Annotated in this window: 21 protein-coding genes, 1 tRNA gene and 1 pseudogene; 18 read left to right on the forward strand and 5 right to left on the reverse strand. The window is 39.2% G+C overall.

The annotated features are described in order from the left end of the window. The 13 genes from FFM67_RS06485 to FFM67_RS06545 all read left to right on the forward strand — a co-directional run bounded on the left by FFM67_RS06485 (window position 1) and on the right by FFM67_RS06545 (window position 15,296). Window positions 1-1,146 carry a glucose-1-phosphate adenylyltransferase gene (locus tag FFM67_RS06485; RefSeq protein WP_137613762.1) on the forward strand — a complete coding sequence of 382 codons (1,146 nt, stop codon included), beginning with the start codon at window positions 1-3 and terminating at the stop codon, window positions 1,144-1,146. Further along, window positions 1,133-2,281, forward strand: coding sequence for a glucose-1-phosphate adenylyltransferase subunit GlgD (gene glgD, locus FFM67_RS06490; protein ID WP_137613763.1), 1,149 nt, complete (start codon window positions 1,133-1,135; stop codon window positions 2,279-2,281). Before FFM67_RS06485 ends, glgD begins: the two co-directional genes overlap by 14 nt. A gap of 2 nt (window positions 2,282-2,283) precedes the next feature. Continuing rightward, window positions 2,284-3,711 carry a glycogen synthase GlgA gene (gene glgA / locus FFM67_RS06495; protein WP_137613764.1) on the forward strand — a complete coding sequence of 476 codons (1,428 nt, stop codon included), beginning with the start codon at window positions 2,284-2,286 and terminating at the stop codon, window positions 3,709-3,711. A 120-nt stretch (window positions 3,712-3,831) separates the two neighbouring features. Further along, a complete protein-coding gene (locus FFM67_RS06500) occupies window positions 3,832-6,270 on the forward strand; it encodes a glycogen/starch/alpha-glucan phosphorylase (RefSeq protein ID WP_137613765.1) in 2,439 nt (812 codons plus the stop codon). Then, window positions 6,251-8,083, forward strand: coding sequence for a glycoside hydrolase family 13 protein (locus FFM67_RS06505; RefSeq protein ID WP_137613766.1), 1,833 nt, complete (start codon window positions 6,251-6,253; stop codon window positions 8,081-8,083). Before FFM67_RS06500 ends, FFM67_RS06505 begins: the two co-directional genes overlap by 20 nt. Before the next feature lie 98 nt (window positions 8,084-8,181). Further along, window positions 8,182-8,796 carry a hypothetical protein gene (locus tag FFM67_RS06510; protein ID WP_137613767.1) on the forward strand — a complete coding sequence of 205 codons (615 nt, stop codon included), beginning with the start codon at window positions 8,182-8,184 and terminating at the stop codon, window positions 8,794-8,796. A 170-nt stretch (window positions 8,797-8,966) separates the two neighbouring features. Beyond that, window positions 8,967-9,152, forward strand: a complete 186-nt coding sequence (gene ykzS, locus FFM67_RS06515) for a protein YkzS (RefSeq protein WP_137613768.1) — start codon at window positions 8,967-8,969, stop codon at window positions 9,150-9,152. Window positions 9,153-9,198: 46 nt separating this feature from the next. Beyond that, window positions 9,199-9,282: transfer RNA gene (locus FFM67_RS06520), tRNA-Leu, on the forward strand. Between the two features lie 227 nt (window positions 9,283-9,509). Next, window positions 9,510-10,334 (forward strand): helix-turn-helix domain-containing protein, encoded by an 825-nt coding sequence (locus tag FFM67_RS06525; RefSeq protein WP_137613769.1) that lies wholly within the window; start codon window positions 9,510-9,512, stop codon window positions 10,332-10,334. Between the two features lie 76 nt (window positions 10,335-10,410). After that, complete coding sequence (gene nagA / locus FFM67_RS06530) at window positions 10,411-11,556, forward strand: N-acetylglucosamine-6-phosphate deacetylase (protein ID WP_137613770.1); 1,146 nt, start codon at window positions 10,411-10,413, stop codon at window positions 11,554-11,556. Window positions 11,557-12,242: 686 nt separating this feature from the next. Further along, window positions 12,243-12,935 carry a GTP pyrophosphokinase gene (locus FFM67_RS06535; RefSeq protein WP_137613771.1) on the forward strand — a complete coding sequence of 231 codons (693 nt, stop codon included), beginning with the start codon at window positions 12,243-12,245 and terminating at the stop codon, window positions 12,933-12,935. Window positions 12,936-13,021: 86 nt separating this feature from the next. Next, window positions 13,022-14,233 (forward strand): chloride channel protein, encoded by a 1,212-nt coding sequence (locus FFM67_RS06540; RefSeq protein WP_137613772.1) that lies wholly within the window; start codon window positions 13,022-13,024, stop codon window positions 14,231-14,233. Between the two features lie 361 nt (window positions 14,234-14,594). Continuing rightward, window positions 14,595-15,296, forward strand: coding sequence for an ABC transporter ATP-binding protein (locus FFM67_RS06545; protein ID WP_137613773.1), 702 nt, complete (start codon window positions 14,595-14,597; stop codon window positions 15,294-15,296). Between the two features lie 258 nt (window positions 15,297-15,554). Here FFM67_RS06545 and FFM67_RS06550 read toward each other — a convergent pair whose 3' ends face one another. Further along, a complete protein-coding gene (locus FFM67_RS06550) occupies window positions 15,555-16,148 on the reverse strand; it encodes an FUSC family protein (protein WP_137613774.1) in 594 nt (197 codons plus the stop codon). Between the two features lie 100 nt (window positions 16,149-16,248). Beyond that, complete coding sequence (locus tag FFM67_RS06555; protein WP_137613775.1) at window positions 16,249-17,202, reverse strand: Gfo/Idh/MocA family protein; 954 nt, start codon at window positions 17,200-17,202, stop codon at window positions 16,249-16,251. Between the two features lie 202 nt (window positions 17,203-17,404). Between FFM67_RS06555 and FFM67_RS06560 the strand changes: the two genes are divergently transcribed. The 4 genes from FFM67_RS06560 to FFM67_RS06575 all read left to right on the forward strand — a co-directional run bounded on the left by FFM67_RS06560 (window position 17,405) and on the right by FFM67_RS06575 (window position 20,129). Then, complete coding sequence (locus FFM67_RS06560; protein WP_137613776.1) at window positions 17,405-17,938, forward strand: hypothetical protein; 534 nt, start codon at window positions 17,405-17,407, stop codon at window positions 17,936-17,938. Between the two features lie 17 nt (window positions 17,939-17,955). Continuing rightward, entirely contained in the window at window positions 17,956-18,732 is a 777-nt protein-coding gene (locus FFM67_RS06565) for a M15 family metallopeptidase (protein WP_137613777.1), read from the forward strand. A 9-nt stretch (window positions 18,733-18,741) separates the two neighbouring features. Then, window positions 18,742-19,362 (forward strand): glycoside hydrolase family 73 protein, encoded by a 621-nt coding sequence (locus FFM67_RS06570; protein ID WP_137613778.1) that lies wholly within the window; start codon window positions 18,742-18,744, stop codon window positions 19,360-19,362. Window positions 19,363-19,439: 77 nt separating this feature from the next. Further along, complete coding sequence (locus tag FFM67_RS06575) at window positions 19,440-20,129, forward strand: beta/alpha barrel domain-containing protein (RefSeq protein ID WP_137613779.1); 690 nt, start codon at window positions 19,440-19,442, stop codon at window positions 20,127-20,129. A 316-nt stretch (window positions 20,130-20,445) separates the two neighbouring features. On the opposite strand, the gene FFM67_RS06580 is transcribed toward FFM67_RS06575, so the two are convergent. Next, a complete protein-coding gene (locus FFM67_RS06580; protein WP_137613786.1) occupies window positions 20,446-21,177 on the reverse strand; it encodes an HAD family hydrolase in 732 nt (243 codons plus the stop codon). Between the two features lie 206 nt (window positions 21,178-21,383). On the opposite strand from FFM67_RS06580, the gene FFM67_RS06585 reads away from it, so the two are divergent. After that, window positions 21,384-21,875 carry a pyridoxamine 5'-phosphate oxidase family protein gene (locus FFM67_RS06585; protein WP_137613780.1) on the forward strand — a complete coding sequence of 164 codons (492 nt, stop codon included), beginning with the start codon at window positions 21,384-21,386 and terminating at the stop codon, window positions 21,873-21,875. Window positions 21,876-21,910: 35 nt separating this feature from the next. Here FFM67_RS06585 and FFM67_RS06590 read toward each other — a convergent pair whose 3' ends face one another. Further along, window positions 21,911-22,579, reverse strand: coding sequence for a DUF2238 domain-containing protein (locus FFM67_RS06590; protein ID WP_371851571.1), 669 nt, complete (start codon window positions 22,577-22,579; stop codon window positions 21,911-21,913). Further along, a pseudogene (locus tag FFM67_RS12385) lies at window positions 22,563-22,682 on the reverse strand (nucleoside 2-deoxyribosyltransferase); the annotation flags it as partial. The gene FFM67_RS06590 and the pseudogene FFM67_RS12385, both read right to left, overlap by 17 nt. Window positions 22,683-22,760 lie beyond the last annotated feature (78 nt).

A 22,760-nucleotide genomic window follows, 5' to 3' on the forward strand; every position in this document is an offset into this window, starting at 1 on the left:
ATGAAAACAGAGATATTAGCAATGATTTTAGCCGGCGGAAAAGGTTCACGTCTAGGAAAACTAACGCAAAAAATTGCCAAACCAGCCGTCCCTTTTGGCGGTAGATACCGAATCATCGACTTTACTTTAAGTAATTGTATTAATTCTGGTATTAACAATGTAGGTGTAGTAACACAATACCAGCCGTTAGCCTTAAACAATCATATTGGCAATGGTTCTAGCTGGGGGTTTGATGGCTTGAATTCAGGCGTGACAATCTTACAGCCCTATTCCAGTAACGACGGCAGCAAATGGTTTGAAGGGACAGCCCACGCGATTTATCAAAACATGGATTACATTGATCAAATGGACCCAGAATATGTTTTAGTCTTGTCTGGTGACCATATTTATAAAATGGATTATGAAGCCATGCTAGAAGACCATAAGGCCAATGACGCTTCGTTGACAGTAGCAGTCATTGAAGTCCCAATCGAAGAAGCCTCACGCTTTGGGATCATGAATACCGATGACAACGATCGAATTATTGAGTTTGAAGAAAAGCCAGAAGTACCAAAAAGTAATCTTGCTTCAATGGGAATTTACATTTTTAACTGGAATCGTTTAAGGGGCATGCTGTTAAATAGCTACAAAAAAGATGATCAAATGTTGGACTTTGGTAAGCATGTGATCCCAGCTTATTTAGAAAGCGGTGAAAATGTTTTTGCTTATCGCTTTGCTGGCTATTGGAAGGATGTTGGAACAATTGATTCTTTATGGGAAGCTAGCATGGAATTTATTGATCCTAAGCATAACTTGAATATTCGCGATAAAAGCTGGCGAATTTCTGCTAAGAATACGGTCTCGCCGCCGCATTTCTTTACCGAAACAGCTGAGGTGAAAGATTCACTGGTGGTAGACGGCTGCTATGTAGCAGGGGCTGTTGAACATAGTATTTTATCGAATGATGTCCAAGTCAAAGAAGGCGCGAAAATTGTTGACAGCGTCATTATGCCGGGAGCAACAGTGGGTAAAAATGTTCAGATCAATAAAGCGATTATCGGTGAACATGCGATTATTGGCGACGATGCAGTAATCGACGGTTCAAAAGAAATTGCCGTAGTAGGTTATTCAGAAGTGATTGGAGTGTTGACAAGTGAGAGCGAATAAAATGTGTGCCATTTTAGGCAATGTCTATGAATGTCCAGAATTATTACCCTTAACTGAAAAACGTCCATTAGCGACTTTACCCTTTGATTGTAAATATCGTTTAATCGATTTTAATTTGTCAAACGCGATCAATGCCAACGTCAAGTCCGTCTATATGGTATTTAATCAAGGAACGACAAAATCAGTCTTTGACCATATCGGTGGCGGACGTGAATGGCACTTAGACAGTGTTGACAGCCGTTACTTCATTCATTTCTATCAAGATTTCTTGAAAAAGAAAGCAGAAGGACGTCCCTATTATGAGTCGGTGATCGACTATTTGCACAAGTCAAAATCAGAATACACTGTCTTTATGGGAAACCGAATGCTCTGTAATATTGATTTAGAAGCGGTGTTAAAAATTCATCAGCAAAATGACAGCGAGATGACGGTTGTCTATAAAAAGATGCCGAGAGAGCAAATCTATCGACAGGATGAAATTTTAGAAGTAGATGAACATGGAATAGTGAAGGGCAATCATAATTTCTTAGAAGAACGTTCGGATGATGAGTTGTTGAATCTGTGTATGAAGATTTTTATTTGCCGAACAGATTGGTTGATTCATGCATTAGAAGAAGGTCAAAAAGTAGGTAGCCCCGTCGCATTGCTAGATTTCTTAACGCTGTTAATGAGTCGTGTGAAGACTTCGGCCTATGAATATACCGGCTTTTTAAGTAATATCTTTGACATTAAATCTTATTATGATGCGAATATGGCGATGTTGGACCCTAAAAAATTCACGTCATTGCTTTATTCAAAACAAAAAATCTATACGAAATTAAAAAATGAAGTAGCGACTTATTATTCCCCAACTTCTGACGTAAAAAATAGTCAATTTGCAACAGGGTGTTTGGTGGACGGCAAGGCTTATGGTTCGTTGTTCTCTCGTAGTGTCGTCATCGAAAAAGACGCTGAAATTGAAAACTCCATCATTATGGCCAACTGCTGCATCAAAGAAAATGCCTTTATTAGAGATGCTATTTTGGATAAAAATGTCGTGGTGGAACCCGGTGTGAAAATTATTGGTTCAGCAGATAAACCTGTTGTTATCAAGAAAAATACCCATGTCCTCAATGATGTGTATGGGGGCGAGTAAGTATGAAAGTATTATTTGTTGCGGCTGAGTGTGCTCCCTTTTTCAAAACGGGAGGGTTAGGCGATGTTGCTGGCGCTTTACCGAAAGCATTAGAAAAAAAAGGCGCAAAAGTGAAAGTTGTCCTGCCTTTTTTTACAAAGATGGCACAGCAGTATCAGGACCAACTAGAGGATTTATTTTCCTTTGATGTTTATGTTGGCTGGCGCAAGCAATATTGCGGTGTAAAATATCTAGAATTAAATGATATTGAGTATTATTTCTTAGACAATCTTTACTATTTTAATCGTCCAGAGCTATATGGCTATTATGATGACGGTGAACGTTTTGCCTTTTTTCAAATGGCAGTGATTGAGTTGATGGAAAAAATCGATTTTATTCCAGATATCCTACACGTAAATGATTACCATACGTCGTTTATCCCGTTCTTACTGAAAGAAAAGTATGGTTGGATTCAAGCCTACAATTCGATTCGGACGGTTTTAACCATTCATAATATCGAGTTCCAAGGGCAATATGACCGGGAGATACTGTATGATCTATTCGGCGTGGGAGCAGAACGTTACGATGATGGGACAGTCAGATACAACGATTGTGTTAATTTCATGAAGGCAGGGATTCTCTACGCGGATCGGGTCACGACTGTAAGTCCGTCCTATGCTGAAGAAATAAAGACTCCTGAGTTTGGTGCCGGTTTAGATGTCATTTTACGAATGGAAAGCGGTAAATTACGAGGGATTCTGAATGGAATCGATTATGAGCTCTTTGATCCGGCAACAGATCAAGCGCTCGCGGCAAATTATGACGCGAAGCATTTGTCTAAAAAATTAGAGAACAAGGTCCAACTGCAAAAAATGCTAGATTTACCGGTTCGACCAGAGGTTCCGATTATTGGGATCGTTAGCCGTTTGACGTATCAAAAAGGTTTCCATTTGCTACTACAGGAAATGGATAATTTGATGCAATTTGATGTACAGGTTGTTTTGGTTGGCACCGGTGATCCTAACTTTGAAACTCAGTTCCGTAACTTTGGTAGCAAATACCCAGAGAAGACAAGTATTCAGATTGCTTTTGATGTGACTTTGGCACAGAAAGTTTATGCTGGTTCGGACATGTTCTTGATGCCGTCAGCTTTTGAACCTTGCGGGCTTTCACAAATGATCTCAATGCGTTATGGTACGTTGCCGATTGTTCATGAAATAGGTGGATTAAGAGACACGGTCCAGCCATATAATCCTGTTACCGAAGAAGGAACTGGTTTTGGCTTTACTATTTTTGAGCCTTTCTATTTAATGCATGCGATGAAACAAGCAATCGAGTTGTACCAGGAACACCCAAAGACTTGGCAGAAGTTGATGATTGAAGCAATGTCTCGTGACTTCAGTTGGAAAGGTTCAAGTCAACAATATTTAGAAATGTATCAACAACTGTAGGATTCTAAAAGTCAGAATCTAGGCCTTGTGCTATGGATTTTGGCTTTTTGTTTCATTAATTCTTAGTGAATAAAAGAAGGCTGTTTTTTATAAATTGTAGGAGCTTGGAGATGAAATAGAATGGATAAAAAGGAATTTAAAAAGAAATTCAAACAACGTTTAGCCGAAAAATTTGCGATGGAGGTTACCGATGCTTCTTCTGACGAGCTGTACCAAACACTAGGCTCTTTGATGACCTCCGCATATTCTCAAGATTGGCGGGAAACATGGAAAGATTACCGAGAGAATAGCCAGAAACAGTCATTTTATTTTTCAATCGAGTTTTTACCGGGAAAAATGCTGAAAAGTAATTTACTGAATATGGGCTGGCTGGAGCTGGTAGAAGAAGGATTAGATGAGTTAGGAATTCAGTTGAATGATCTAGTCGAAATAGAGCCGGACATGGCACTTGGTAATGGGGGACTTGGTCGCTTAGCTTCTTGTTTTATGGATTCTATTGCTTCTTGTGGTTTACCAGGAAATGGGAACGGGATTCGCTATGAATATGGCTTATTCAAACAGCGTTTCGTTGATAATTATCAAGTGGAGTTGCCGGATGAGTGGCTGCAAAAGGGAAATTTGTGGGAAGTCCGTAAAGAAAGCAAAGCTGTGGATGTTCAGATCGGTGGGAATGTTTATTTAAAACCGGATCAATATGGGAAGCTATCTCCGGTCTATGAAGGAGGTAGTAAGCTACGCGCTGTTCCTTACGATACTGGAATGGTCGGTTATCAAAACAAAATCGTCAATACAATGCGTCTGTGGTCGCTTGAAATTCCGCCAGAGGAAGAGGATCGTTATCGTAGTATCGAAGCCCGTCGTTCCTTTGAAGATCTGACTTCTGTTTTATATCCAGATGATTCAAATGAAGCAGGGCGTAAAATGCGCCTGACGCAAGAATATTTTTTTGTTTCTGCTGGTGTGCAAAGTATCTTACGCTATTTTAAAAGTTTGAACCAGCCGATGGATGAGATCAATCGATATATTGCGATCCATATTAATGATACCCATCCAGCGATGTGTGTAGCGGAGTTCATGCGTTTGTTGGTCGATGAGGAACAAATGAGTTGGGAGCGAGCGTGGGATTTAACACGAAAAGTCATGAGCTATACGAATCATACGATCATGGCGGAGGCGTTAGAAAAATGGTCGATTGACATGATGAAAAACGTCTGCCCTCGGATTTATCAGATTATCGAAGAAATTGATCGGCGCTTTGTGGAAGAATTGATTGGAGTTCAAGACTTTAATTTGATTCAACGCACGCGGATTATTCAAGAAGGACAAGTCCATATGGCTCATCTGGCGATCATTGGTTCACATTCTACCAATGGTGTTGCGAAGCTCCATTCGGATTTATTGAAAGCCGTTGTGTTGCATGATTTCTATTTACTTTATCCTGACCGTTTTAACAATAAAACCAATGGAATTGCGATGCGGCGTTGGGTCCAATTAGCGAATCCAGCCATGAGCAAGGTATTAGATGAAACAATCGGAAAAACGTGGCGTAAAAATTCAGACGATTTACGTTTACTATTAAATTACGAGGAAGACGACCACGTGTTGAATGCCTTAGCCGAGGCGAAATATCAGAATAAGCGTATTTTGGCCGCGTATATCAAAAGTCATTGTGGAGTCGAAGTCTCTCCTGATGCGATTTTTGATGTTCAGATCAAACGGCTGCATGCGTATAAACGGCAATTACTGAATGTATTGCATATCATCAAATTGTATTTGGACTTGAAAGAGAATCCGGAATTACCAATCGAACCACGGGTCTTTATTTTTGGGGCGAAGGCGGCACCAAGTTATCATTATGCCAAATCAATTATTAAAGTAATCAACGAAGTAGCCAGCTTGATTAATGCTGATGAAACGATCAACGGAAAATTGAAACTAATCTTTTTAGAAAATTATAATGTCAGCTTAGCAGAGCGAATTATTCCGGCGGCGGATGTCAGTGAACAAATTTCTTTGGCCTCTAAGGAAGCTTCAGGCACGTCGAATATGAAGCTAATGTTGAATGGTGCAGTAACGATTGCTACGCTTGATGGGGCGAATGTAGAAATTAGAGATGCGGTAGGAGACGATAATATTGCGATCTTCGGTTTGACCGAAGGCGAGGTTTATCAGTATTATGAAAAGAGAAATTACCATGCGATTGACCTGTATGAACGTGATACGACGATTCAAAAAGTAGTCAATTCTTTGATTGACGGATCGATTCCGAATATCACAAAAGAAGGTCAGGAAATTTTTGACTCACTAATCAAGTATAATGATGAATTTTTTGTGCTTAGAGATTTTGAAGATTATTGCAAAGCGCAAGTATCTGTGAATCAGGCTTACCAAGACCAACGTCGCTGGCGTCAAATCAGTTTACGAAATACAGCGAATGCTGGCCGTTTCTCTTCTGATCGAACTGTGCAGCAGTATGCGGATGATATTTGGCAGATTGAACCATTATTCGCTCATAATGATAATCGAGGAGTAACTCAACATGAGACATATCTACTTTAATCCATGGATCGAACGGTATAAACAACCCTTTGGCGCGGTTCAGGAAGGCATGAAAATTGACCTTTGGCTATCAGTCCCAGAGGCGAAAAATACGCAGGTTTTTTTAATCGTACGGAAGGAAGGTAGTTCGTTTGGTCAACGAGTCTTGCCAATGGAGGCAGTGGCGGAAGAACGCTTCCACTTTCAAACGACAATGAATCAAGGATGGGGTCTATACTTTTATTACTTCAAAGTCGTTCGCGAAACCAATGGCTACGAGACGATTCAGTATTATGGTTTTAAGGATCAAGGCGGCGAAGGAAAAATATATGGTTCCGAACAAGAAGTTCTGCCCTATCAACTAACCTGTTACCAAAAACCTGAGGTTGCTCCTAAATGGTACCGTGATGCTGTTTTTTATCAAATCTTTCCCGATCGTTTTGCTAATGGCAATCCGGATCGCATAGTGAACCAGCCGAAAAAAAATTCATTTATTTATGGGACAGAGGAAGATGATCCTTATTATATTCGGAACCAAAAAAATGAGATCGATCGTTGGGATTTTTTTGGCGGCAATCTAAAAGGCATCAAAGAAAAGATTCCTTACTTAAAAGAACTAGGGATCACAGCTTTATATTTGAATCCGATTTTTGAAGCGAGTTCAAATCATCGCTATGACACGAATGATTATTTTAAAATCGATGGTGTCTTGGGTAAGGAGGAAGATTTCCATGAGTTGATCACTGAACTACATGAGTCAGGAATCGCGGTCATTCTCGACGGTGTTTTCTCACATGTAGGAAAGGACAGCCGCTATTTTAATATCTCCGGTCTGTACGGCAAGCATACAGGAGCGGCGCTTGATCCTAAGAGTCCGTACCGGGAGTGGTTCACCTTCAATCAATACCCCACTGATTACAAATCGTGGTGGGGGATTGCTGATTTACCTGAGGTCCGGAAAGAGAATCCTCATTATCAAGAATTTATTTACGGGGATTTAGACAGTGTGTTAGCCAAGTGGACAACCCTCGGAGTCGATGGGTGGCGGCTGGATGTCGCGGATGAATTGACGGATGATTTTATCGCGGGAATTCGTAAGCATTTGTCCTTCTATCAAGAAAAAATCTTGATTGGAGAAGTTTGGGAGGACGCCTCTAATAAGATTGCGTATGATACTCGTAGAAGATATGTTTTTGGGGATCATTTACAAGGTGTGATGAACTATCCTTTGCGTCAGCAGATTTTAGATATCTTAAAAGGTTATCGGACATTGCAGGAAATATGCGAAGAGATGATCCGTTATCAGGAAAACTATCCGAGAGATTTTTACTATAATCAGTTGAATAATATTGGCACCCATGACACGGAGCGAATTTTAACGATGTTGGAAGGGGCATTAGAGGCGTTAGATCAAGCCTGGGGATTAATGTTCATGATGCCGGGCATCCCTTGTATTTATTATGGGGATGAAGCTGGGCTGACTGGCGGAAAAGATCCAGAGAATCGCCGCTTTTTCCCCTGGCAGTCGATCAATCAGGCGTTATTCAACAGTTGTCAAAAATGGGTTCAGCGGCGAAAAAAATTCGATGTCTTGAAATACGGGGAATTTTTTCCATTCTATTCGCAAAGGCAACAACTTTTTGGCATCATTCGCTACACAGAAAATGCCTATGTCATCTATGCGCTTAATCTATCGAATCAAGAGCAATGTATCAATATTGGGGAACTGTCCAGTCCATTAGCTTATAAAGGGGATTATGACGTGTTGAATCGAATCATCGAAGGAGAGGTTTTAGCACCCAAAGGTAGTTTGTTCATCTCTGACAGTTGGTGAATTTCTGGCTGAGGAATGATTGGATGGCTGGAGATTTCGAAGCATTTTTTTAGCATTTATGCTAAACTATCCTATATCACAACAATAAGGATGATTTGATGCAAACATACAGCAGAAAAAAAGGTCGCTTTCCTGCTTTTGATGATGAATCAGGAGTCAAGCTAGCCTATGGCAATCAAAGTGGCCGAGTCTTGTTTGATGGCGAGGATGACTTGCTGACAGAGTATAAATTAGAGGCGCAGGATATTTTTAATCGCCCTTTGCCGAAAGTTAAGCGAACACGGCGAGTGAATTTGCAGGAAGAACCTCGCAGCAGAGAATTAAAACTTCACAAAGCAAACTTACCGAGCTATCATGCTGAACACACTGAACGTAAAACCGTGAAATTGTTTGAAGAACCTAAACCTAAGGAACGGACGAAAACTTCTAGCATTAACACCCGTAGTGGACGTGGCCGCAGCGCTACCCCTTTTGCGCCGAAATTTGTGCCGTCATCACTGATCCCCGATGATCCGTCAGATGCTGTATCGCCTAAGGAATTAATGCAGCGGATGGAAAAGCCGCGCCAATCGTATATTCTTTTTGCGTCAGAAAAAGAAGAACAGCCGGCGTTGGAAAGAAAGAAAACACGTCAGCGTTTGGATCGTTCACTGCGAGGAATCATGCAAGAGGATAACTCAAAGCTGGAAGACAGCAAATATTTTCATGATTAAGAGCAAAGTTACAGTCAAAAATGTCTAATTTCAAACAATGAGATAATAAGTCCGAAGAAGCTGCTTCGGACCCATTGTTGATTCAAAAATGGAGCTGGGATTAGCTTAAAATCTCGGCTCCTTATCTAGGTAAAAATTATTTAATCGAACTACACAAAGGAAGTAAGTATGTGAATCCATTTGAAGAAAAAATCAGTCAGTTACGAGCTGGAGAGATTGATCAATTCGAAGTGACTCGTGAAGAGTTCTTTTTATTTCGTGAAGCCTGGAGCAAACAGGAGGATAAAAAATTTTTCCGCGGAATTGCTGGGTTAAAGGGCACTATTATTTATGTTTACGATACGACGATTGTTTAGCCTATTGACTTTTGCTAGTTGGCTAAGCTATGATGAAATTCGTTCTGCGGCGGTGTTGGAATTGGTAGACAAGCATGATTGAGGGTCATGTGGGAGTTCTCCCGTGTGGGTTCGAGTCCCATTCGCCGTATAAAAAAGTCGTATAATTGCTATAATTGAAACAATCGAGAGCTGGGACTGTTAAAGGTCGCAGCTCTATTTTTTCAGTTGTTATATATTTTGTGAGATGACTTTATTTTATTCAAGATGCTTCAAGGCTTTTCGGTTTTTAGAAGCTAGAAGTTGCTTGTCTATCACGCATCAGCTAAAATGAGAGTAGTTAAAAATGTGAATTTGCATATTTTGGAGGAAGCAAAGATGGAAGCGATTGGTCAAGTCTTAAAAGAGTTCCGCAAAGAACATGGCATGACGCAAAAAGATTTATCGGCTGGTATCTGTTCTCAAAGTGTTTTGAGTCGAATCGAAAATGACGAGGAAATTCCCAATATTTTTGTCATTAAGCAGCTTTGTCATCGGCTGGGAATCACCATTGATCAATTGATGCTTGATTTTCTACCAGAGGAATTATTTTTACGGAAATATTTTAATAAGATGTTCATGTATTTACGGACAGGAAAATATTTAGAAATCCAAGCAACCCTGGATTACTTAGACGAACGTCAAATTACGCATTTAGACAAGGACCGTCAGCAAGTTTGTTTCTTTAAAGGCGTCTGTGCCTATTTTATTGATGGAAATCCTGAAGTGGCTTTGGCACACATAATTGAAGGCTTAGATATCTGTGTCTCGAAAAAGTATTACGGCTATTTTGACAGCCGGATTTTATTATTGAATTTTGCTGGGAAAATGAATTCGGCTTTAGGGAAGGTCAATGACGCACAAAGTTACTACAATCAAAGCTTTGAGCTCTTTCAATCCATGATGGCCGATTATTCCGAACGTAGTGAGTTAAGCAATCTATTTGTCAATTATGGGACGTTTTTAATCAAGCAGGAACGTTTAGATTTGGCTGAAAAAGTAGTTGACATTGGGTTGAAGTGGAATCGTCAACAATGCAGCTACTACAAATTGTATGAGCTGATGGAGTTGAAAATCCGCATGTTAGAGGCACGAGACGATCTACATTCAGTGATTGGTTATCGAAAAATGCTACGGGCTTTAGAGAAAATGAAAGATTTGTAGAGTGGTCTACACCATTCTTGACTTATTTTTGATTCAGGAGTAACTTTAAGTTACTAAGACAAAAGGAGAGCTCACAATGAAAACATTTATTTATGCTGACAAATTCTTTTTAAACTCAGGCGTTAAAGGCGCAGGCTATTTAGATATCACGGATGGCACTTTTGGCACATATACAGCAACAAAACCAGAAGGGGCAGAAATCGTTGATCAAAGCGGAAAATGGATTGCTCCCGGTTTAGTGGACACACATATCCACGGGTACAAGAATCATGACGTGATGGATAATGACGCAGAAGGCATCAAAGTCATGTCTGAAGGATTATTATCATGTGGTGTGACTAGTTTCTTACCAACAACCTTGACTTCAACCAAAGAGCGTTTGAAAGATGTTGCTGCAACAATCGGCAGTATGTATCAAGAAGTCGATGGTGCAAAAATTCAAGGGATTTATTTTGAAGGTCCGTTCTTTACCGAAGAACATAAAGGCGCACAAAATCCTAGTTATTTTGGCGATCCTGATTTGGATACATTCCATGAATGGCAAGAAGCTTCAGGCGGCTTAATCAAAAAAATCGCATTGGCACCAGAACGTAAAGGTGTGAAAGAATTTGTTAAAACAGTGACTGATGAAGGCGTTGTAGTTTCACTAGGACATTCAAACGCAACCTTAGAAGAAGCACAAGAAGCAGTGGAAGCAGGCGCAAGTGTCTTTGTTCATGCATATAATGGTATGCGCGGCTTGAATCATCGCGAACCTGGTATGGTGGGCGCATTGCTTACATTGCAACATGTTTTCTCAGAATTGATCTGTGATGGACATCATGTTCATCCACAAGCAGCAGAAGTTTTGATGGAAAAAGCGGGACACGATCATGTGGCATTGATCACCGACTGTATGATGGCTGGCGGTATGCCTGATGGTAATTACAACTTAGGAGAATTCCCCGTCGTTGTGAAAGAAGGAACGGCCCGTCTTGAATCTGGCAACTTAGCTGGAAGTATTTTGAAATTAAAAGAAGCAATTAAAAATGTAGTTGATTGGGATATCGCAACTCCTGAACAAGCTATCATGATGGCCTCTTATGTACCAGCTGTCAGCTGTAAAATCGATGACAAGTGCGGCATGATCGCTGAAGGCCGCGCTGCCGACTTTATCGTATTAGACCCTACAATGGATTTAGTTGCAACCTACCTTGACGGTGTGGAACGTTACCACGCTTAAAACAAATAAATTTTAAAAAGTCTCGACCAGAAAAATGGTTGAGGCTTTTTTTTGCTAAAAATTTTTATTAGCAAGTTTAATGGGAAGTCTTTTAGTGGAGTCGGTACAATAGAGAAACAGCGAACAATTGGAGCGACTATCCAATCGTAAGGCGCTTTTTGTTAAAACTAATAAAGTAGAATTGTTTATAAGAGACTGGATTTTGTGTCTGATACAAAAATTCAAGAAAATAAAAACAAACTGAGTGTTTAGTTCGAGGGTTAGTGAACTGAGACGGTAAAATGATCGTTTAAAGGAAAAACGCGAAACCTAAAAAACCTTAGTCATATTCTTTTGAAAGACCCAAAGTTGCGTATTCAATTGATTGATAAATGGGTGCATCTTGTCGGTAAAAAGCATGATAGATTCTGAGTGTACTAGCGTTCTGTTTACTAGCGTCGTGAATTTTTTTGTTGGTTTGATCGATCTGTTTTTATCGTAGAAATAGTTACTCGGTACATAATACAATCTCTTGAAATAATTATTTGACGGTACGTGCATCCTATGCAACCACGTTTAAACAGGGGATTCGGTGCGCTGTTAAAAAAATAGACTTTTATTGGTTCCTTTAATGAGAAGATCCCCTTTGTTTATGATACGCTTAATAGGAAGTGTAGCAATCGTAGGATAGAAAAGAGGGGGATTAAATGATTGAATATTCGATAACACAGTTGATGGATATTTTGAATAAGGAATCTAGTGAGACTAATCATGTGATGGAAGTTGAAGTTATTGAACTCTATCAAGAGTTAGATACTTACTATCGTTCAGCCTTAGATAAAGTAGAAACGAAGTTACTCATTATAGATAGAGAACTCAGTAGTAATAGTCATGTGGGAAGAAAGAATAGTATTCATCAGGTACAAAAAAGAATTAAGCGCTTTAAAAGTATTGTGAGTAAATTAAATAGTAAGCGCTTGAATTATTCAAAAGAAAATATTATTAATAACATCCACGATTTTGCCGGTTTAAGAGTTATTTGCTCGTATACGGATGATATTTATATACTGATTGATTCTTTGAGCCGCCATCCTGATGTAACTATTTTAAAATTAAAAAATTATATTGAAAATCCTAAAGAAAGTGGATATAGAAGTGTTCATGTCGTTATTGAAATCCCAGTCTATTTTCTTGAAGAGACAAAAAAAATGAAGGTTGAGATTCAATTTCGAACGATTGCAATGGATTTTTGGGCTAGCTTAGAGCATAGCTTACGATATAAAAATAATAAAGAGAATCCAGAGTTATCTGAAAAATTGCAAGCTATCTCAGATGAAATTAATCAGCTAGAAACCCAAATGTTTTCTATTCGAAATGAGATTGAAAATTTAGATAGCTGATTTATTTTTTGGGGTCAGGAATTGACATAAGGAGGATACTTGTAAAACAAGGTTTATAAAAGACTCTTAAGAAAAGAAGGTGTACTATGCGTTTTTCTACCTCATTTGTGATGTACAGTTGTGTCTTGGGATTGATTGTAGGCGTTGGTGCGGCACTATTTTTGACATTGGTCAATTTTTTGATTGAGTTTGTTTGGGTAAGTATTCCGCACATGGTTTCGATCCCCTTTTATCCAATCTTAGTGGGACTCTTTGGAGGTGTTTTAGTCGGACTAGTACAAACAAAATTTGGAAATTATCCCATAACCATGCACGAGACACTAAGTGAGTTTAAGCAAAAAGGACGAGTTACTTATCAAGATCAAATTGGGAAAAATTTTTTAGCTGCAGTTATTGTATTGATGTTTGGAGCCAGCTTAGGACCAGAAGCTGCTTTATCAGGAATACTAGGAGGAATGATTACTTGGATGGGTGATCATCTAAAATTGACGCTAAAAAATAAAGAAAGATTATTAAAGCTTGGTATTGGTACCATGTTGGCCGCAATTTTTCGGGCGCCTTTAGCAGGGATTGGTGAAGCATTTGAGGAACATAATTATCCAACGATCGATAGTAGATTGAAAAGAATACTACTGTATGGATTAAGTACCTTATTTGGTTTGATAGGTTTTCTGAGTGTTAAACGACTATTCCCCGAAGAAAGTGTATTTACACTCTACTTTTCTAAAACGATTGTGTGGAAATGGCAGGCAATTGTTCTAGTCCCTTTGGCGTTTTTAGTAGGGGGACTCTTTGGTATTCTCTTTCTAAAAATTGAAATGATTACAGATGAATTGGCAAGAAAATTAAACCATCCGATTCTAGCGGCTTTGATTGCTGGACTTTGTATTGGTGTTTTTGCCTTATGGTCTCCATATTTTCTTTTTTCTGGAGAACATCAGCTTTTCCCTTTTTCAAAGGAAGCGATTCAATTTCCACTATTCAATTTAGTATTATTAGGAATTGGTAAAGCTACTTTGACGAATATTTGTTTTTCTTTTGGCTGGCGAGGAGGGAAAATTTTTCCTGCGATTTTTTCAAGCACAGCAATAGGTTTTGCAGTTGTTCAATTGTTTCCTTATACACCAGAGTTAATTGTTGGTGTGGTAGTTGCAACTAGTCTGACGATGATTTTGAATCAGCCTTATGTAAGTGCAGCATTACTTCTGCTTTTGTTTCCGCTTCAAGTTTTTCCAGCGATCTTAATTAGCTGTTTGAGTATCAAGAAGTTCAAAGATCATATAATGAAAATTGATTGATTTAACACCTATTTCCGGATCGTTTCTTTCACTTTATTGGTGTTAGCCTCAAATCTTCGACAATTTTTCATAGATCCAGAGTGTCAATAGAAAACACTATAATTAAATGCATGAGTAGAAATGCAAGATTTTTATGAACAAAAGGGTCAATTAATGTTGTGAAAATAGAAATTTGTCTGGCGTTTTATACTCCAAACTTAAATACCTTTTTTGTCTTCAAGAAGAGTGACTTTCAAAAGTTCATCTAAGGATTCATTTTCAATAGTTGACACCTCCTGCTGATAGAATAAATAATAGCCTACCAAGGAAGAGATTATGGTAAACTAAATATAGTGAGAAAAAGCGACTAAGGAGACTAAACATGGCTTATATTGATGTAATAGATGAAAGCAAACATTATAAAATGGGAGAAACGACTATTCGTGCCAATGAAAAGGTCACTTTTTCGATTGAACAAGGGGAAGTAGCCGTCATTCTTGGCCCAAGTGGAGCGGGGAAATCGACGGTTTTGAATATTTTAGGGGGAATGGATAGCTGTGATGAAGGGCAAGTGATTGTTGATGGAACAGACATTGCTCGATTCAATGACAAGGAGCTGACAACTTATCGTCGGAATGATGTTGGCTTCGTTTTTCAATTTTATAATTTGGTCCCCAATTTGACGGCTAAGGAAAACGTTGAATTGGCTTCACAAATTGTTTCAGATGCCATGAATCCTGAAGAAGTGCTCCAATCAGTTGGTTTAGGTGAACGAATGGCTAATTTTCCAGCACAGTTATCAGGCGGTGAGCAGCAACGGGTGACCATTGCTCGAGCGCTAGCGAAGCAACCTAAATTATTATTGTGTGATGAGCCCACAGGTGCGCTTGATTTTGAAACAGGAAAACAAATTTTAAAGATTTTGCAAGATACCGCTCGAAGAAATGGGACAACGGTGGTAATTATTACTCACAACTCAGCAATCGCCGCCATGGCGGATCGAGTCATTCGCATTAACGATGCTCACGTTCGTAGTCAAGAGTTGAACCCAAATCCACAATCAATTGAAGAAATTCAATGGTAGAAAACGATCAAAACAGGGGTATAAGAAAAAAATTCTGATAATAAGGTAAGGGATCTTTGCTTCCAGTCTATTTCTCTATTGACGACGAACAATGGCTACTAAAGAACAATAGACGAGGCAGGTCATAGGCGTTTGTTGGGATGAAACCCATCAACGAGAATGGTTAACAAAATGTTTCGATGTAAGTTCTATTTTTAGTCTATTGATGCTTAAAACTTGAACCGTCGCATTGGCGACAAAAAATTAAAAAGATCAGACTCACTTTTGAGTCTGATCTTTTATTTGTTTTTTTACGTCATAGAGCATTTTGTTCAAATCGGCTTCCTTTTTTCGCAGTTCGACTAGATCCTCTTTGATTTGCTTTTCTTTTTCGTCCGTCTGAGGCGAGATGACACCGTTTAAAGAAATCGCGATGATAGTCCCAATAAATGTATCCAGCACTCGATTCAAGGCATAAAGAATCGACTCTCCTTGAGGGATACTGAAGGCGATTAGCAGCATCGTGGCGATGGCCGAGATAATTCCGGAATTGTTGTTTATTCCATCAGAAAGTACGATAACTAAAATTACGAAGAAGGGCAATAAAAAGAGTTCTACATAAAAGTCATTTTTGAAAAACGATTGGATGTAATAAAAAATCATTGCAAATAGCCCACCAAGGGAGTTTCCTAAGACCCGCGAACGACCAAAAGAGATACTGGTAGTTAAGTCTTGCCTTAATGAAAAAACAGCAGCTAGTGCGGCAATCAATGGCGAGCCGCGATCAGTCAAGTAAAATAGTAAAATACACAGCATGACGGCCAGAGCCGTTTTGATAGTGCGCATGCCTAAGCGAAAACGCCCAATCTGCATAATTTTCCCCTTCCTCCGAATCTATTTATCTAATAAATAGTTTAGCGGATATTAGATAAAAAAACAAAGGTGTTGACTGGTTAGCACCTTTGAGTCTAATTTATTTATGCCATTTTTGCTGCATTTGATCCAAAATATCAATGACGTCTTTCGTAAAGAATAGTGATTTATTTGGCAATTCACCATTAATGACCTTGACCATGTTTTCAATTTCATAATTCATGGCGTTACCAGTAAAACCAGATTCAATCGTCTCAGTCGTACCATCGTTAAAGAATAATTCCGCTTTATCTGCCCGTGGATAGTCCTCAATGGTAAGATACCCATTTTCAAAAGCAACAATGCCTTTTTTCGGCATTTTAGCTTGGAAGGTCAAGTTGATTGTCGCTAATTCGTTTTTCTGATTTTGTAAAATCGTCACCGATTGTTCATCGACACCAGTAGAAAAAGGAATCATGGTAGAAGCGACGACTTCCGGTTGCTCAGACAAGAACCATCGGGCGAAGGAAACAGCGTAGGTGCCAATATCCAACAATGCTCCACCAGCTAAATCGGGATTAAAGAAACGATTGGTTGGGTCTGGTTCTTTATAGCTGCCAAAAGGGGCTTGGATCATTTTTAAGTTCCCTAAACGACCGCTGTCGATTAATCCATGAAGTTCTTGGTACAATGGCATATTGAAAATCGTCATTGCCTCAGCCAAGATTAATTCGTTTTGTTCAGCTAATTCTATTGCAGCTTGTAATTCCGCTGCATTCATAGTAATCGCTTTTTCACATAACACATGTTTACCAGCATGTAAGGCTTGCATAATGTGTTGACTGTGTTGGCGATTTGGCACAGCGATGTAAATGATGTCGATCGCCTTATCCGCTAAAAGCTCTTCGTAACTGCCATAGGCTTTCGATAAATTAAATTGTTGCGCAAATGTCTCGGCTTTAGCTAGCGAACGTGATGCACAAGCGGTCAGCTGACTGCTAGATTGATTAAAAGTTTCGGCGAAGTCATGCGCAATTTGCCCAAGTCCGATGATTCCCCATTGTAATTTTGTCATTTTTTCCTCCTGTTGAGCCATTATTTTGTAAAGATGCAGTTAAAAAATGAATTTGACTGTCCTTTTTGGTAAAATTATTCAAGGACTAGAAGAATAAGATTTCCTTTAGAGTATAGCAATAAATCTTAAATTATTTCAATCGATTTGGCAAAGCACTGTATTTTTCTTGGAAATTCAGTAAAATAGTATAGGAGGGATTATTTTGAATCAAATTTATTTAGATTTAGTGATTAGTGCAATTTTTGAACAATTTCATTCAGAACAAGATTTTTATCAAGACTATTTAGGCGTTTCTGATCATCAATGGCTGCAGTGGAAGGCTGGCCAAAATAATTTATCTCCGGAAGCAAACCAAAAAATCAAGAATTTATTCAGCGATTACGAATGGATGTTAAGCCAAAAGGTGATTCGTCAGACGTTCCTATTTCCAGAAAAGCGTCCGACGGCGGTGGCAGAATACCGTGAAATGAAGACGATCGTCGCGCAAAAATGGATCGCTAGTGGGTTGGCTCAAGTGGAAATGATTCCATTTAAAAATAAAAACGAAGAAGAAAACAGCGACTTTATCGATCTTAGAGTCACGATCGATTATGATAGCTGGGGGTATAGTGATATCCTAAGTTTTCGTTTGCCTGCACATGTCCAAAATCAAATTGCTAGTGCGCAAACACAAACCGCATTACTTGATTGGGTGAATGAAAACTTAACAGAGACCTATACGTCACTAGACGATTAACGAGAGGATTTTTTATATTGAAAAAAACAGTAGGACTACTTTCCGTCATCATTATGCTTGGGATGACCGGTTATTCCCTTTTTTACAGTGCTCCGTCGGAAACGAGTGCTAAGAAAACGACAGCGACAACTTATTCTTTTGAGAAGAAGAGTACTAAGAAAAATGCCGTGCAAAAAGCATTACCTACGGCTAGCGCTGAAAATTGGAACCTCGTTTTGGTTGGTCCGAAAAATAAAATTGAAAAAGAAGTGGATGAAAGTCAGTTAGCTACACTGTCTGATAATAGTCATCAAGTCGATAAACGGATCGCTTCGGACTATGAAGCATTCTCAGAAGCGGCCACAAAAGCCGGCTTTCCGTTAGTGATTGTCTCAGCTTTTCGCTCAGTTGAATCGCAAAAGGAAGTTTTTGATACGAACGTAAACGGCATAATCAGTGGGAATGGGGTATCAGAAGCGGACGCGATCGCTAAAACGAAAGAAACGATTACCGAACCAGGGTTCAGTGAACACCATACTGGTTTGGCGGTAGATATTGTGGATCAAGATTGGTACAATTCTTATTCCACTCAAGTTTTAGATGCATCCTACGGCGATCAACCGGGAGCGAAATGGATTGCAGAGAATGCGCCAAAATATGGCTTTATCATTCGTTATCCGAAAGATCGACAAGATATTACTGGAATCACTTATGAGCCCTGGCATATTCGCTATGTTGGCAAAGAAAACGCTGAATATATTACGAAAAATGATTTAACCTTAGAAGAGTTCCTGAAACAGTTATCTGCCAAGTAAGGAGGCACTATGCCTAAGAAGAAAAAATATCAAAAACGGAAGTCCAACATTTCGATCCCACTGATTTTCGCTGGGATCTTGGTGATTGGTTTGGCTTTCGTTTTTTCTTTACATACACTATCCGATTTCGGAGTAGAGAATACACCAGAACAACAGGAGACCCTTTCTCATCAAGAGTTTATTGATCAACTAGCACCTCATGCAAAAGAATTGCAGCAAGGTTATGGGATTCTTCCTAGTATTATTTTAGGGCAAGCAATCTTGGAATCAAATTGGGGTCAATCACAACTTGCTAGCCAATACAAAAATCTTTTTGGGATCAAGGCTTCAGGTAATCAGCCTAAGGTCAGTCTTGAAACCAAGGAATATATGAATGAACAATGGATCACGATTCAAGGAGACTTTAAAGTCTATTCTTCATGGAAAGACTCTCTCGACGATCACACGATGCTTTTTGTTAATGGGACCAATTGGAATCCACAGCTTTATGCAGACGTTCTTACAGCCTCTGATTATCGGCAGGCGGCCCAAGCCTTGCAGACGGCTGGTTATGCCACCGACCCTGGGTATGCGAATAAAATCATTAATGTCATTGAGACGTATAATTTGGAACAGTACGATCATTCATAGTAAACTTAAGCTAAGAAATTAGCGAATGAATGTGGCATGAAACAGATCCACATCAATATGAACGAGGAGCTGATTGTATGACAGAAAAATACGTCCCGGAAATAATGACTGAATTACGCAATGACATCGTGCGAGTCCCGCAAGTAATCAAGAAGTGTTCTGGTATTTTGATCTTTGGGAAAAAAATTCGTTCGATTATTTTCACTACGGATATCGCGATTATTCGCAATACCGATGCAGATGCGGTGATTGCCGTGTATCCATTCACCCCCCATCCGGCGATTACGAAAAGCATTATCGAAGCCGCGGATATTCCAGTCTTTTCTGGCGTGGCTGGCGGATTGACGCATGGCAAGCGCTCGGCTTATATGGGCATGTTTGCGGAAGCACAGGGAAGCCTAGGGGTAGTCGTGAATGGCCCAACGCCAGTCGAAACGATCAAAGCAATTAATGATGTAGTGGACATTCCAGTCATTGCAACAGTTACCTCATTCTATTCAAAAATTGATGATAAACTTGCTGCCGGTGTAGATATCATTAATATTAGTGCTGGAAAAGATACGGTAGAGGTCGTCAAGCAATTCCGCCAAGATTATCCTGATCTACCCATCATTGCTACCGGTGGACCGGATGATGAAACGATTGAAGCAACGATCAACGCAGGTGCTAATGCGATTACCTATACACCACCATCAAATGGTGTTCTATTTAGTAAAAAAATGGAAAAATATCGTCAAATGGAATACGATGAAGACCATCACGAATAAGAAAATAAGCAAAAGAAGTTGAGGCAAAAGGCTCAACTTCTTTTGCGATGTTAGAACAACTTGTTAAAAAAATTCCGGTCTAGGTCATAATGAGCCCTTTAAGTAGCGTCTGATGAGGACTTTCAAGTTTGGCAAACGAACGCGACTGAGGTCTCATTGTTGTCATAACGCTATGATCACTGGGATGAATATACTACTCTCTAGGGCTCTAAAAAGTGTATCGTCAATCGCTTTAGTTACAAAGAAATAAGTAAAGACACAGTAGACAATGGGATCTATCAGCCCGTTGTCTACTGTGTCTTTTTTATAAAATAAATTAAGCGAAAATATGTTGGAAGGTCGGCAATAATTGTTCAAAAGACGTTAATTCAATGTCTTGAATCTGCGACGTTCCTTTCGGTAATTGACGATTGCGATGGTTTAGCCAAAGCGCTTGCCAACCGGCACGTTTTGAACCGATGACATCGTTGTTAAAATTATCTCCTACGTAAAGAGAGTTTTCTGGCTGCAAGGAGAACTGTTTTTTTCCAAGATCAAAGATTTCAACGTCTGGTTTTTCAAAACCCGTTGCTTGGGAAATAATAATATTTTCTTCTTCGACCCAGTTTAACAGCCCTAACTGGAGAATCTTTTTATATTGGTGATCAGTTGGCCCGTTGGTGATAATGCTGATAGGAACTTCTTTTTGTTTAAGAAAATCCAAACATTTTTCGACTTCTTGGTGCATCGTGATCGCATCAAGCTCCGCTTCGTAGACTTCTTGAAAAGTAAGCGCCTGTTCATCGGTAATGTGAGGATAATCTAAATCTTTTAAAGATTGACTGATGCGGTGGTTACGCATGAATTCCAATGTCCATTCTTGTGTGATCACCTTATTAAAGTTGGCGTCACTATGCACACGAAAACGTGTATAAAGAGGAAGCATATCTTCTTCACTCACTAAAGGAAATAATTTTTGGACCGCTTTGCGAAATGGTTCTTGTTGATCGTAAATAGTATCATCGATATCAAATACGACAGTTTCAATCAAAATCGACACGCCTTTCATTTTCAGCAAATTTTCAAATCATTACAGAAGGTATTTTAGTACAAAAGTAGAGGTAAAAAAAGAGTAAATCCTTGATAAATAAAGGTTTTTATCACTAAAAAAGCAAAAGCTTGGTTTATCAATTTTCAGTTTATTGAACTGAAAAATAGTTTTCTTTTTAAATTTTAATCTATATAATGAGAAGAAAAAGGACTGGAGGAAAAAGGATGCGAAGACAAAAACGACAAGTAACTGATTTTGAAACAATCAAGCAGATGGTTGAGGAGTCTCAAGTGCTGCGTATCGCTATGAATGGAGAAGACTATCCTTACGTTGTACCGGTAAATTTTGGTTATGAATGGGCAGATGAAGAACTAATCTTGTACGTTCATGGCGCGAGTGAAGGCAAAAAAGTTAGTATGATCAAAAAAAATCCTAAAGTTGCCGTAGAGATGGATGGCAAACATCAGCTAATTAATGGCTCACGCAATGCCGCTAGCTATTCTTATGCGTATCAAAGCTTGATTGGTTTTGGAAAAGCCGAAGTGGTAGAAGACTTAGAAGTGAAACGTCACGCTTTGCATATCTTAATGGCTCACGCCGCTAAGGATAGACCGTTCGATGAGATCCCGGAAAAGATGTTGCAACGCACAGGAGTCATCAAAATTGTCTTAGCGTCTTATACGATGAAAGAAAATCACCATCCAGATGAGCAATAAAAAAATTCCAAACCGAAGGGGGTTTGGAATTTTTTTTATTTGTGTAATTTCTTTAAGCGGTATTCCTCGAAATAGTCGGGCTTGCCATGACTTTGAACCAGCGCATAAATCCCCATTAGAACGGCGCCTATTGTATTAGTCAAGAGATCGCCCATCGTATCCATCAATGCTGCACGCCCAACTAATAATTCGCCAGTGGAAGTAGCATAGCGTTGCAGGTTCATGTCGGCAATGGTGTCACAGAGAAATTCCCAGAATTCCCAAAAGACGCCACAGACGCCCGCAAAAGCAAAGCCGAAAAGTAAGAACAGCCATGGCGATGTTTTGCTGATATCCGCTTCTTTCATGAAGAAGCCGATCAATCCGTAGCCTAACGCGGTCAAGACCATTGGGCTGACAGAGTGTAGGATTTTATCCCAGAAAGAAACAATCGAGATCATGTGCAGAGAAGTTCCTAAGAATACAGAGATCACTAGGAAAAACCAATAAAAATAAACAATTTTTTCAGGCAACACTAATCTGAAGAGTTTGGTAATGATTTCCGGTAAGAAAATCAGTGCCACACCAGCTAAGCATTCGATGATAAAGATAATGCCCTGCCTGGTAGAATATTTACCAATTGCGAATTCATAACTATTGTAAGCCAAGCAGATAGCTGCAAAGATTAAAAGTGCGGAACGATATTTTTTATAAGTCATGAACATCACTACCTTCTAAGAAAGATTTGATTTGTTCTAACAAAGCTTCTTCAGTATTGACGATTTCGCCATTCAATTTTATTAGTCCAACTGTATAAAGATTTAAATAACGCCGATTGTAAAATTAAGCTAGACAACTAAAAAAGCCATTTGTGCTACACTCAAAATAGTTCTGACCAAAGAATTA

It is taken from the genome of Enterococcus viikkiensis (assembly GCF_005405345.1).
GTDB lineage: Bacteria > Bacillota > Bacilli > Lactobacillales > Enterococcaceae > Enterococcus_A > Enterococcus_A viikkiensis.